The organism is Limnohabitans sp. INBF003, assembly GCF_055396645.1.
This window is the reverse complement of record NZ_AP029222.1, coordinates 2326859-2338642: the sequence shown is the minus strand read 5'-3', so window position 1 is coordinate 2338642 and position 11784 is coordinate 2326859. Positions and strand designations below refer to the sequence as shown.

The 11784-nt window shown below is 58.7% G+C and carries 15 protein-coding genes; 11 read left to right on the top strand and 4 right to left on the bottom strand.

Going from position 1 to position 11784, the window contains the following annotated elements; genetic code table 11:
* Positions 1-6: 6 nt before the first annotated feature.
* The 4 genes from folK (at position 7) to ACZ5VE_RS10620 (ending at position 2636) form a co-directional block, all read left to right on the top strand.
* Positions 7-498, top strand: coding sequence for a 2-amino-4-hydroxy-6-hydroxymethyldihydropteridine diphosphokinase (gene folK, locus ACZ5VE_RS10635; protein WP_464455145.1), 492 nt, complete (start codon positions 7-9; stop codon positions 496-498).
* Positions 495-857 carry a DMT family protein gene (locus ACZ5VE_RS10630; protein ID WP_464455144.1) on the top strand — a complete coding sequence of 121 codons (363 nt, stop codon included), beginning with the start codon at positions 495-497 and terminating at the stop codon, positions 855-857. Before folK ends, ACZ5VE_RS10630 begins: the two co-directional genes overlap by 4 nt.
* A gap of 95 nt (positions 858-952) precedes the next feature.
* Positions 953-1600 (top strand): DUF47 domain-containing protein, encoded by a 648-nt coding sequence (locus ACZ5VE_RS10625; RefSeq protein WP_019430387.1) that lies wholly within the window; start codon positions 953-955, stop codon positions 1598-1600.
* 22 nt (positions 1601-1622) lie between these two features.
* Positions 1623-2636, top strand: coding sequence for an anion permease (locus ACZ5VE_RS10620; RefSeq protein WP_464455143.1), 1014 nt, complete (start codon positions 1623-1625; stop codon positions 2634-2636).
* A 78-nt stretch (positions 2637-2714) separates the two neighbouring features.
* Here ACZ5VE_RS10620 and ACZ5VE_RS10615 read toward each other — a convergent pair whose 3' ends face one another.
* Together ACZ5VE_RS10615 and ACZ5VE_RS10610 are read right to left on the bottom strand one after the other, a co-directional pair.
* The gene (locus ACZ5VE_RS10615; RefSeq protein WP_464455142.1) at positions 2715-3161 is read right to left on the bottom strand and encodes a TM2 domain-containing protein; all 447 of its coding nucleotides are present in this window, start codon (positions 3159-3161) and stop codon (positions 2715-2717) included.
* Positions 3162-3169: 8 nt separating this feature from the next.
* The gene (locus ACZ5VE_RS10610) at positions 3170-3691 is read right to left on the bottom strand and encodes an N-acetyltransferase family protein (protein ID WP_464455141.1); all 522 of its coding nucleotides are present in this window, start codon (positions 3689-3691) and stop codon (positions 3170-3172) included.
* Positions 3692-3828: 137 nt separating this feature from the next.
* Between ACZ5VE_RS10610 and rpsP the strand changes: the two genes are divergently transcribed.
* The 4 genes from rpsP (at position 3829) to rplS (ending at position 6044) form a co-directional block, all read left to right on the top strand.
* Positions 3829-4080: a 30S ribosomal protein S16 gene (rpsP, locus tag ACZ5VE_RS10605; RefSeq protein WP_019430383.1), complete on the top strand. Its 252-nt coding sequence runs from the start codon at positions 3829-3831 to the stop codon at positions 4078-4080.
* A 16-nt stretch (positions 4081-4096) separates the two neighbouring features.
* Complete coding sequence (rimM, locus tag ACZ5VE_RS10600; protein ID WP_464455140.1) at positions 4097-4714, top strand: ribosome maturation factor RimM; 618 nt, start codon at positions 4097-4099, stop codon at positions 4712-4714.
* A gap of 29 nt (positions 4715-4743) precedes the next feature.
* Entirely contained in the window at positions 4744-5541 is a 798-nt protein-coding gene (trmD, locus tag ACZ5VE_RS10595; RefSeq protein ID WP_464455139.1) for a tRNA (guanosine(37)-N1)-methyltransferase TrmD, read from the top strand.
* A gap of 119 nt (positions 5542-5660) precedes the next feature.
* The gene (gene rplS / locus ACZ5VE_RS10590; protein ID WP_464455138.1) at positions 5661-6044 is read left to right on the top strand and encodes a 50S ribosomal protein L19; all 384 of its coding nucleotides are present in this window, start codon (positions 5661-5663) and stop codon (positions 6042-6044) included.
* A gap of 173 nt (positions 6045-6217) precedes the next feature.
* Here the strand turns inward: rplS and ACZ5VE_RS10585 are convergent, their stop codons facing one another.
* A complete protein-coding gene (locus ACZ5VE_RS10585; RefSeq protein WP_464455137.1) occupies positions 6218-8311 on the bottom strand; it encodes a DEAD/DEAH box helicase in 2094 nt (697 codons plus the stop codon).
* Positions 8312-8563: 252 nt separating this feature from the next.
* The gene (orn, locus tag ACZ5VE_RS10580) at positions 8564-9154 is read right to left on the bottom strand and encodes an oligoribonuclease (RefSeq protein WP_464455136.1); all 591 of its coding nucleotides are present in this window, start codon (positions 9152-9154) and stop codon (positions 8564-8566) included.
* 65 nt (positions 9155-9219) lie between these two features.
* On the opposite strand from orn, the gene ACZ5VE_RS10575 reads away from it, so the two are divergent.
* The 3 genes from ACZ5VE_RS10575 to rsgA are packed head-to-tail and all read left to right on the top strand — an operon-like array spanning position 9220 to position 11774.
* The gene (locus ACZ5VE_RS10575; RefSeq protein ID WP_464455135.1) at positions 9220-10479 is read left to right on the top strand and encodes a M48 family metallopeptidase; all 1260 of its coding nucleotides are present in this window, start codon (positions 9220-9222) and stop codon (positions 10477-10479) included.
* Positions 10476-10787, top strand: a complete 312-nt coding sequence (locus ACZ5VE_RS10570) for a 4a-hydroxytetrahydrobiopterin dehydratase (protein ID WP_464455134.1) — start codon at positions 10476-10478, stop codon at positions 10785-10787. Before ACZ5VE_RS10575 ends, ACZ5VE_RS10570 begins: the two co-directional genes overlap by 4 nt.
* Positions 10788-10793: 6 nt before the next feature.
* A complete protein-coding gene (rsgA, locus tag ACZ5VE_RS10565) occupies positions 10794-11774 on the top strand; it encodes a ribosome small subunit-dependent GTPase A (protein ID WP_464455133.1) in 981 nt (326 codons plus the stop codon).
* Positions 11775-11784: the final 10 nt, after the last annotated feature.

The following is an 11784-nucleotide window of genomic DNA, read 5'->3' as shown; positions in this document are numbered from 1 at the left end:
CCGCTCATGGAGGCCAACTTGCGAGACCCCGTGACCGCTTATGTGGCATTGGGGGCCAATTTGGGCAACGCCCTGCAAACGGTGTTGCAGAGCTTTGATGCGTTGGCATGGCTGCCCGATACGCGTGTCTTGGCGCGTTCCCGGCTTTATCGCACGGCACCTTTTGAGGCCCAGGGGCCTGACTTCATCAATGCGGTCGCGCAAATCGAAACCCGCTTGAGCGCGCCCGCTTTGCTGGACGCCTTGCAGGCAATCGAACAGCAGGCCGGGCGCGAGCGCCCCTACGTCAACGCGCCACGCACACTGGACCTGGATTTGCTGATGTATGGGCAGGCGACGATGAACAGCCCGCGTTTGACCTTGCCTCACCCGCGTTGGCGTGAGCGGGCGTTTGTGCTGTACCCCTTGGCCGATTTGTGGCCCAGCATCGTGACCACTGAGGATTGGGCGCGCGTGTCAGGCCAGTCCATCGGTGTTTTGCCGGAGCCCCCACCATGACGGTTTTCACCAGCCTGCCGATTTCCTTGCAGACGATTTTGCTTTTGCTGGCCAGCAATGTGTTCATGACTTTTGCCTGGTATGGCCACCTGCGGAATATGGCCACGGCACCTTGGTACGCGGCAGCCTTGGTGAGCTGGGGCATCGCTTCGCTGGAATACATGTTCCAGGTGCCTGCCAACCGCATCGGTCACACCCAATTCAGCGTGGGCCAGCTCAAGATCATGCAAGAGGTGATCACCTTGAGCGTTTTCGTGCCCTTTGCGATTTTTTACCTCAAAGAGCCGTTCAAGCTGGATTACCTGTGGGCGGCTTTGTGCATGGTGGGGGCGGTTTATTTCATTTTCCGAAGCGCGTAAGTATTTCTCCGCTGGCCAATGCAGACTGAGCGGTTAAACTCGCCGCTGTCACAAAATTGTCACGTTAAATACTTTCTCATTATCAGGAGCTCACCATGCTGTTTGGCAAATTGCTGCCCAAAGAAGGCAACTTCTTCGAACTGTTCAACCAACATGCAGAGCGCATTGTGGAGGCGGCTCGGGCTTTCTCGAACCTGGTGGCCAATTACAACGACGTTCACCTGCGTGAAAAGTACAACCGCGATGTGGACAACGCCGAGCACGCCGCAGACCGCGTGACCCAAGAGGTCAACCGCCTGATCCACACCACGTTCATCACCCCCATCGACCGTGAACAAATCCACGCCCTCATCAACTTGATGGACGACGTGGCCGATCTGATTCAGGACTCCGCAGAAACCATGGCGCTGTACGACGTGCGCCACATGACCGAAGAAATCAGCCGTTTGACCGATTTGTCGGTGCGTTGCTGTGAGCGTGTGCAAGACGCCGTCAAATTGCTGGCCCGCATCGGTGAGCCTGCTGTGGCCGAATCCGCACTCAAGACCTGCGAAGAAATCGACCGCCTGGAGTCGGACGCTGACCGCGTGATGCGCAGCGCCATGAGCAAGCTGTTCCGTGACGAACCCGATGTGCGCGAAATCATCAAGCTCAAGGCCATTTACGAACTGTTGGAAACGATCACCGACAAATGTGAAGACGTGGCCAACCAGATCGAGGGCATCGTCCTCGAGAATTCTTGATCCAGAACCGGACGTCCTGACTATGGAAACCGTACAAGCCGCCTTGTGGGTGGTGATCTTGCTGGTCGCCTTGGCGTTGATTTTTGACTTCATGAACGGGTTTCATGATGCCGCCAACTCGATTGCGACCGTGGTGTCCACGGGCGTTCTCAAACCGGCTCAAGCGGTGGTGTTTGCCGCTTTCTTCAACTTTGTTGCCATTTTCATCTTCCACCTCAGTGTGGCGGCCACGGTGGGCAAAGGCATTGTTCAGCCTGGCATTGTCGACACCCATGTGGTGTTTGGTGCTTTGGTGGGGGCCATCACCTGGAACGTCATCACCTGGTACTACGGCATTCCCAGCAGCTCTTCGCATGCCCTGATCGGCGGCATTGTGGGCGCTGTGATTGCGAAGGCCGGTGCCGGGGCTTTGGTGTCCACGGGCATCATGAAAACAGTGGCTTTCATCTTCGTTTCACCTTTGCTCGGGTTCTTGCTGGGCTCTTTGATGATGGTGGCGGTGGCCCATATTTTCCGCCGTTCCAGACCTTCGAAGGTGGACAAATGGTTCCGTCGTTTGCAGCTCGTTTCTGCGGGTGCATACAGTTTGGGCCATGGCGGTAACGATGCTCAAAAGACCATCGGCATCATCTGGATGATGTTGATTGCCACAGGCTATGCCAGCACGGCCGACAAGTCACCCCCTACCTGGACGGTCATCAGTTGCTACATGGCCATTGGCTTGGGCACCATGTTCGGTGGCTGGCGCATTGTGAAAACCATGGGGCAAAAAATCACCAAACTCAAACCGGTCGGCGGGTTTTGTGCCGAGACGGGTGGTGCCATGACCTTGTTCCTGGCGACGGCGCTCGGCATTCCTGTTTCCACCACGCACACCATCACGGGTGCCATTGTGGGGGTGGGTTCGACGCAACGTGCCAGCGCTGTGCGCTGGGGCGTGGCGGGCAACATCATTTGGGCGTGGGTCTTGACCATTCCTGCCAGCGCTTTTGTGGCTGCAGTCGCTTATTGGGTCAGTTTTCAGGTCTTCGAATGACCCCACGGGGGCTCACTGAGCTGATTTGACGAGGCTTCGTCATCAAAGCCGCCTGATATTTGAATCAGGCGGCTTTTTTCATTGGCTGATCAAACGGGCTTCTTCAATCTGGTATTCAAAATAGCGCTGAAAGCTGAACGCCAGGCTGGACATCAGAATGGCAGTGCCAATCAGCAGGGCTGTAGCGATGCCGATCACGGTGCTCCAGTGGGTCTGGCCTTGCACTGCATCAGGTTCGGCTTGCGGGTTGAATCTGGCGTTCCATTTTTCTGGAGACATCAGCCCGTAGACGATGGCATTGAGGGCGCAGCCTGCAATGGTGAAACCCAGGAACGGGATGAGCAGCCAGCTCAACTGGTCGTCCAGCCCCAGTGCTTTAACGCGCTCAAAACCGTAAATGCCCAGCGCGGTGGGCAGCGGCAGCAGCCAGCCCAAGGTGTCACCCCAGCCTTTGAGGTAAAAGCGGTGCAGGCCCAAAGGGCCACCCCAAAAGGTCAACCAAGTCGCGAGTGTTTTGTTTTTCATGGTGCCGATTATTGCGGAGCGGTGCTGTCGCCAGCGCCCAAAGGCTTTTCCATCATCACGACGTCGAGCCAGCGGTCGAACTTCCAACCGCATGACTTGAGAACGCCCACATGGCTGAAACCCAATGAAGTGTGCACGCCGATGGAGCCCGCGTTGGCCGAGTCGCCGATGACGGCCAGAAATTTGCGCACACCAACGCGTTCTGCCTGAGCACACAACTCGGCCAGCAGGGCCTTGCCCATGCCTTTGCGGTGCACGTCTGGGGCCATGTAGATCGAATCTTCGGCGGAAAAGCGATAGGCCGGACGGGGCTTGAACCAATTGCAATAGGCAAAACCGATCACGCGGCCTTCGTCTTCGACCACCAAGTAGGGCAGTCCTTTGGCCAACACGTCGGCTCGGCGGCTGGCCATGTCGGCCTCTGTAGGCGGATCGATCTCGAAAGTGCCGGTGCCCGTGAGCACGTGGTGGCGGTAAATGGCGGTGATGGCGGCGATATCTTCGTCGCGGCTCGGGCGGATCAGAGGCAAGGCAGGGCTCCCGTTGTATAATGGTGGGCTTTTCAGTGTGTCACTGGCCGGGTGGCCAGTTGCGTGTCTCAAACGCTGAAGGATACCGGGCGTCTCGGCATTTGTTCCGAAGATACCCAACCACCCAAGGATAAATCATGGTTGTTATTCGTTTGAACCGCGGCGGCTCTAAAGCACGTCCTTTCTTCAACATCGTCGTTGCTGACAAGCGCGTGCGTCGCGATGGTCGCTTCCTCGAGCGCATCGGTTTCTACAACCCCACAGCCAAAGGTGGCGAAGAAGGTCTGCGCATTGCACAAGACCGTCTGACCTACTGGAAGAGCGTTGGAGCCCAGGCTTCCCCCACCGTGGAACGTCTGATCCGTCAAGCTGGCAAAGCAGCCGCCTGATCGGCTCGCCTTGGCCATGCGTCCCACTTTGGAAACAGCCGCACTGCCGGCTGACGCCATCGAAATCGGGCGCATCGCCGATGCCTGGGGCATCAAAGGCTGGTTCAAGGTCTTGCCCCACAGCGCCTCGCCCGAGGCGCTTTTTTCTTCCAAGCGCTGGTTTTTGTTGCCGCCCGATCGGCCCATGAAACCCAAACGCGCGACCGAGGCCGCAGCCGCAGCGTCTTTGCCACAGGCCTGGACCGAGCCTTTGCTGCTGAACGTCAAAGAAGTCAAAGACCATTCCAATACGGTGGTCGCTTGTGCCCAGGACCTCAACGACCGCAATGCGGCCGAGGCACTGCGTGGTGCACGCATCTTTGTGCCCCGTTCAAGCTTCCCCACTGCGGGTGATGGCGAGTATTACTGGGTCGATCTGATCGGTCTGCAGGTGCTCAACCGCGAAGGCGTTGACTTGGGTGAGGTGCGGGACCTGATGTCCACCGGGCCACAAACCGTGCTGGTCATCGAAGCCGCGCCTGAGACCGAAGGCGGTAAACCTGTTGAGCGCATGATTCCGTTCGTTGCGGCGTTTGTGGATGGGGTTGACTTGCCCAGTAAGCGCATCACGGTTGACTGGCAGCCCGACTACTGAGCGGCCCCCGGCCGTGGAGGGCCATCCCCATGCGCTTTGACATCATCACCCTGTTTCCCGAGTTGTTTGCGCCACTTTTGACCAGTGGCATCACGCGCCGTGCTTACGAAAGTGGCTTGGTCGATGTGCGTTTGTGGAACCCCCGCGACCACGCTGAAGGCAATTACCGCCGGGTTGATGACCGCTCTTTTGGCGGTGGTCCCGGCATGGTCATGCTGGCCGAGCCATTGTTCAAATGCCTCACGGCCATTCGTGCCGAGCGTCAGGAGGTCAACCCTGCCCCTCTGGTGCTGTTTTCTCCCATTGGGCAGACCCTGAACCATTCTGCGGTCGAGCAGTGGTCGCACAGCGCGGGGGCCGTGTTGTTGTGTGGTCGCTATGAAGGCGTCGACCAGCGCTTCATTGACCAATATGTGGACCAGCAAATCAGCTTGGGTGACTTTGTGCTTTCGGGCGGGGAAATTGCGGCCATGGCTTTGCTGGATGCCGTGGCGCGTTTGCAGCCAGGCGTGCTCAATGACGAAGGCAGCCACCAGTTGGACAGCTTCAACCCGGCACTGGATGGTTTGCTGGACAGCCCGCACTACACACGCCCAGAGGTCTGGCAGGACCATGCCGTTCCGGCTGAGTTGATGTCAGGCCATCATGCCCACATTGCGCGTTGGCGGCGTGAACAAAGCCTGCGCCTGACTGCACAGCACCGGCCCGAATTGCTGGAGCAAGCCCGTCTGTCGGGCAAGTTGAGTCGCCAGGATGAGGCCTGTCTGAAAGAGCTCCGTGGCTCAGCAGGCATCGAAAATCCCACACCGGGTTCCAAAAAGCTATAATCAAAGGCTTTTCGATCCTCTACCCGCCGCGATTTGGCTCAGTCATGCACCTGTTGTATGGCCTTTACAGCACAGAACGCCCCTTGTGTAGCGAGGCATGATCGGACGGAGTTCAAAAAATGAATTTGATTCAAACTCTTGAACAGGAAGAAATTGCCCGTCTGGGTAAAGTGATTCCTGAATTTGCCCCCGGCGACACCGTGATCGTCAGCGTCAACGTGGTTGAAGGTGCGCGCAAGCGTGTCCAAGCCTACGAAGGTGTTGTGATCGCCAAGCGTAACCGTGGTCTGAACAGCGGCTTCACCGTGCGCAAGATCTCCAGTGGCGAAGGCGTGGAACGTACGTTCCAGACCTACAGCCCTGTGATCGCCAGCATCGAAGTCAAACGTCGTGGTGATGTTCGCCGCGCCAAGCTGTACTACCTGCGTGACCGCAGCGGCAAGTCGGCACGTATCAAAGAAAAGTTGCCACAGCGCAAAGCAGCTCCTGCTGTCAAAGCGTAAAGCCTTTTCGGCCATGCGAAAAACCGCCCGGGTTTGCGCCCAGGGCGGTTTTTTTATGGCCGGTTCAGAACTGGCCAACCCATCTTGGCTTCAAGCCATGAAAAAAGGCCTTGCCGGTGAGGGCAAGGCCTTTTCAGGGCTCTTGAAGTCCAGGGTTGAGCCCTGGGCTACGATCAACCGCGTGTGATTTTCAGCACGCGGGTACCGCCACGTTTGCCTGCAGGGCCTTCGCCCGCTGCAGCGTGGGGTTTGAAGTTGCTGGCACCAAACTGCTTGGGGCCACGACCAAACTTGTCACCCGCAGCGCCAGCGCCGCGAGGTGCTGGACGAGCTGCGTTGCGGTTGTCACCGCCGCGTTCTTCCCAACGACCACCACCTTGACGCGGACCATCCTGGCGAGCGTCTTGACGTGGAGCAGGGCGGCTGTCACCGCGGTCCCAAGGGTGAGCCGGTGCAGCACGCTGCTCAAAGCGGTCACCACCACGGTTGTCATTGCGGTTGTCGCCACGGGGGGCGTCAAAACGGCCACCTTCTTTGCGCTGGTCGAAGCGGGGTTCGCTGCGCTGCTCAAAACGGGGCTGTTCGTCGCGGAAGTTGCCACGGGGTGCGCGGTTGTCGAAACCACCGCCATCGCGGTCACGGTTGCCGCCAAAGTCGCGACCACCAGCGGGTGGACGACCACCGCGGAAGCCACCACCTGCGTTGGCGTAGTTGCGTTCGCCACCAAAGCGGTCACCGCCACGGCTCATGGGCTTGCGTGCTTCGGGCATGCGCACTTTGGGTTCGAGGCCTGGAATGACTTCGGCCTTGAAGGGCTGGCGTGTGTAGGACTCGATGTCACCGATCTTGCGACGGTCACGGATCTCGGCAAAGGTCACGGCCAAACCATCGCGACCGGCACGGCCTGTGCGGCCAATGCGGTGGGTGTAGTCTTCGGCCTTCATTGGCAAGCCGAAGTTGAACACGTGGGTGATGGTGGGCACGTCGATGCCGCGAGCTGCGACGTCGGTAGCGACCAAAATCTGGACTTGGCCATTGCGCAGCGCCATCAGGCGGCGGTTGCGCATGCCTTGGCTCAAAGCACCATGCAGGGCCACAGCCGAGAAGCCGTCTTGTTGCAGGTCAGCGGCCAGGCCGTCGCACTCGATTTGGGTGCTGGAGAACACGATGGCTTGGTCAATGGTGGCGTCACGCAACCAGTGGTCGAGCATCTGGCGCTTGTGTTGGGCGTTGTCGGCCCAGAACAGCACTTGCTTGATGTTGTTGTGCTTTTCTTGCGGGTTGTCGATCTGGATTTTCTGGACCGAAGAACCACCGTCGTGCATCACACGCATGGCCAGTTGCTGAATGCGCGGTGCAAAAGTTGCACTGAACATCATGGTCTGGCGGCGCTGGCTGGTCATGTCGTTGATGTCGGCCAGGTCGTCCGAAAAGCCCAGGTCGAGCATGCGGTCGGCTTCGTCCACCACCAAAAACTGCACTTGGTCCAGTTTGATTTGCATGGAGCGTTGCAGGTCGAGCAAGCGGCCGGGTGTGGCCACGACCAAATTGGCGTTTTGCAGTTTGGCAATTTGCAATTGGTAAGGAATGCCGCCGACCACGTTGGCCACGCGCAGACCGCGTGTGTGCTTGACCAGCTCGATGGCGTCTTGCGCCACCTGTTGAGCCAATTCACGGGTAGGGCACAGGATCAGGGCACCAGGGGTCGGAGCCTTGAAGTTGCGTGGGTTGGTCGGGTCTTTGCGCTTGGCGCGCTTGGGGGCGGGTTCGCCCTTGGCCACGGCATCGGCACAGGCTTGGTCGAACTCGGCGCGCTCAGCGGCTTCCTGTTCGGCCATTTGCTGAATCAGGGTGTGCAGCACGGGCAGCAAGAAGGCGGCGGTTTTGCCGCTGCCAGTCTGGCTGGAAACCATCAGGTCGGTGTAACCATTGGACTTGCCGTCCTTGGAGCCACCGGCAGTGGGCAGTGCCAAAGGAATGGCGCGCAGTTGCACGGCGGTAGGCTGGGTGTAGCCCAGGTCGGCCACAGCTTGCACCAGTTCGGGGGCCAGGCCCAGTTCGACGAAACCGTTGGGCACGTCAGCGATGGTTTCAACTTCAGCAATGGCTTCGGTAGCCACTTCTTCGGTGGTGATTTCAGCGGCTGCTGCGACCATGATTTCTGTGGCCAGGTTGGCCGCAGGTGTCACGGGGGCCGATTCGGCGGAAATGGAAATGTTTTCGGCAGGCGACAAGTCGTCCTGCACTGTGTTCAAAGTGTCAGTCATGTGTGTAAAAAAACTCGCACGGAACAACGGCCGCAAGGTATTGCTTAGGCCGCAGGCACCGCAAGGTTGAAAAAACATCAACCATCAAACGGTGCTCGCGAGAGGCGCTGGGCGTGGAGCCTGGCCGCTGTGAGTGACCCTATCGTTGGGTCAAGGCGTGAAGGGAGATGTATGAAACGCTACACTCATGTGCAACGAGCCGCGAATTATGGCATGGATCAGAAAAAACCGCTAGGGTTTTCCCTGAAAAATTCACAATTGGATGAAATGCTCGCGGTAATGCGCCAATTCATCGATGGATTCATGCACATCGGCGAGGGCCGTGTGCTTTTGCTGCTTCTTGAAGCTCGAATACACCTCGGGCTTCCAGCGGCGTGACAGCTCCTTGAGGGTGCTGACGTCGAGGTTGCGGTAGTGAAAAAACGCTTCCAGCTTGGGCATGAACTTGACCAGAAAGCGGCGGTCCTGGCTGATGGTGTTGCCGCACAAGGGCGAGGCGCTTTTGGGCAGGTATTTCTTCAGGAAGGCGAGAATTTCTGCTTCGGCATCGGCCTCGCTGATGGTGGAGGCTTTGACTTTGTCTATCAAACCGCTTTTGCCATGCGTGCCTTTGTTCCAGGCGTCCATTTTGTTCAGCAGTTCATCGCTTTGGTGAATGACCAAAACCGGGCCTTCGATGCGCGGTGTCAGGTGGGGGCCGGTCACGATGACGGCGATTTCCAGCAAACGTTCTTTTTCCGGATCGAGGCCTGTCATTTCGCAGTCGATCCAGACCAGATTCTGGTCTGATTTGGGCAATTCAATCGCTTCGGCAGCGGTGGAGGGGGTATTGACTTGAGACATGCCGTGATTGTCGCTGAAGCCAATGGCCCGGAGCGTGATTTCAATCTGCCCTACACTTTGCGCCCATGAATGCATCCCTCACTTTGACGCTGACGCTCGTGTTGGCCTTGCTGGCGCACGTGGCCCTGAAGTTCTGGCTCAATGCCCGCCAGGTCAGGCATGTGGCGCTTCACCGCAGTGCTGTGCCCGTGGCTTATGCCGATGCGGTGTCGCTGGCAGACCACCAAAAGGCGGCCGACTACACCCTGGCCAAGGCCCGCTTGTCGCAAATGGACATCGCACTCGATGCGGCCGTGCTGCTGGGCTGGACATTGCTGGGTGGGCTGGATGCCCTGAACCAGGTTTTGCTGGACTGGATGGGGCCGGGCATGGCACAGCAAATCGCTTTGGTGTTGGGTTTCAGCTTGCTGGGTGGTTTGATCGGCTTGCCCTTGTCGCTGATGCAAACCTTTGGCGTGGAGCAGCGTTTTGGCTTTAACAAAATCACGCCCAAACTCTGGCTGGCGGACATGGCCAAAGGGCTGGTCTTGGGCCTGGCACTGGGCATGCCGCTGTTGTGGGTGGTGCTGTGGTTGATGCAGGCCGGTGGGTCGTGGTGGTGGCTTTGGGCTTGGGGCGTTTTGGTGGGGTGGCAGCTGTTCTTGATGGCCATCGCCCCCAATGTGATCATGCCGCTGTTCAACAAGTTCACCCCCTTGGAAGGCGAGTCACTTAAGAGCCGTGTGCAGGCCCTGATGCAGCGCGCAGGCTTCACGGCCAAAGGCTTTTTTGTGATGGACGGCAGCCGACGTTCTGCACATTCGAATGCTTTCTTTACTGGCTTTGGGGCCAGCAAACGCGTGGTGTTTTTTGACACCTTGCTCAAGCAACTGAGCCCGTCTGAAATGGAGGCGGTGCTGGCCCACGAACTGGGTCACTTCAAGCACAAGCACATCGTCAAGATGATGGCGACAAGCTTCGCCATGACCTTGGCGGGCCTGGCACTCTTGGGCTGGTTGGCCCAGCAGGTCTGGTTCTACACGGGTCTCGGCGTCATGCCCAGTTTGTCGGACAGCAACAACGCGCTGGCGCTGGTGTTGTTCATGCTGGTGACCCCTGTGTTCACTTTGTTCTTTGCCCCCGTGGCGTCATGGCGTTCGCGTCAACAAGAGTTTGAGGCCGATGCGTATGCGGTTTCTCAAACCCCCGGCCAGGACTTGTCATCGGCCTTGCTCAAGCTGTATCAGGACAACGCATCGACTTTGACGCCCGACCCGATGTATGTGAAGTTTTACTATTCGCACCCTCCGGCCAGTGAGCGCTTGCTGAGGATGAAAACGGCATGACCCAGACAGAAGTCCGCGCCCTCCAACCCACCGAAGTCGTCATGGCGCTCAGCCAAGTGACTGGCTGGACCTTGTCGGGCGATGGCGAGCACATCGCCATTGAAAAAACCTTTGTGTTTGACCAGCACAGCCATGCACTGCTCTTCGTTAACAGCGTGGGTTGGTTGTCCGAAAAGCTCAACCACCACCCCGAGCTGGTACTGACTTACCGCCGCTGTGTCGTGCGTTGGCGCACGCACGACGTGCGAGGCCTGAGCCGCCTCGATTTTGATGCCGCTACCCAAACCGACACCTTGTTGCCGACATGACACTTCATGAGTAAACCCAAACAACGCTTGGCCATTCCTTTGGCGGCTGATCTGGAGCCAGGCCTGGTGGTGGCCACCTATGGCCGCCACTGCTTGGTGGAGACACCCGAAGGCCGACGCTTGATTTGCCACCCTCGGGGCAAAAAGAACCAGGTGGTGGTGGGTGACCAGGTGCTGTGGCAAATCGCGGGTGATGAGGGCAGCATCGAAAAGCTGCAGGACCGTCGCAACCTGTTTTACCGCCAGGATGAAATCCGCACCAAATCCTTTGCAGCCAACCTGGACCGTGTGCTGATCCTGATTGCAGCCGACCCCGAGTATTCGGAAAGCCAGCTGTCCCGTGCCTTGGTCGCCGCAGAGGCCGAGCGCATCACGCCCATCATCGCGCTCAACAAAAGCGACTTGGCGCAGCCCTTTGCCCAAGCTTGGGAGCGCCTGGCCCCTTACCGCGCCATGGGCTACAGCGTGATGCCCATCAGCCTGAGCCCGCGCAGCCCGGTGGCCGATGACGGTGTGCAGGCTTTGTGCGCGTTGTTGCAGGGTCTGACCACCTTGGTGCTGGGGCCCTCTGGCAGTGGCAAAAGCACACTCATCAACCGCTTGGTGCCCGATGCCCAAGTGGAGACCGGCGAAATTTCGCTGGCCCTCAACTCGGGCAAACACACCACCACCAGCACCCGCTGGTATTGGGTGCCTGCGTTGGACGATTCGGCCCCTGCGGGCAGCGCTAGAACGGCCTTGATCGACTCACCCGGATTTCAGGAGTTTGGCCTGCACCACATCGAGCCGACCCGCTTGGCCGACTGCATGCCCGATTTGCGAGCCCATGTGGGGGGCTGCAAGTTCTACAACTGCACGCACCTGCATGAACCCGGTTGTGCCGTGCTGGCCCAGGTCGAGAACGCGCACCAAACCGGCAGCATCAGCGTGCGCCGTCACCGGATTTACGCGCAGTTGTTTGAAGAGTTGAGCCAGCAGCGCTGGTGAGGGGCCGGGG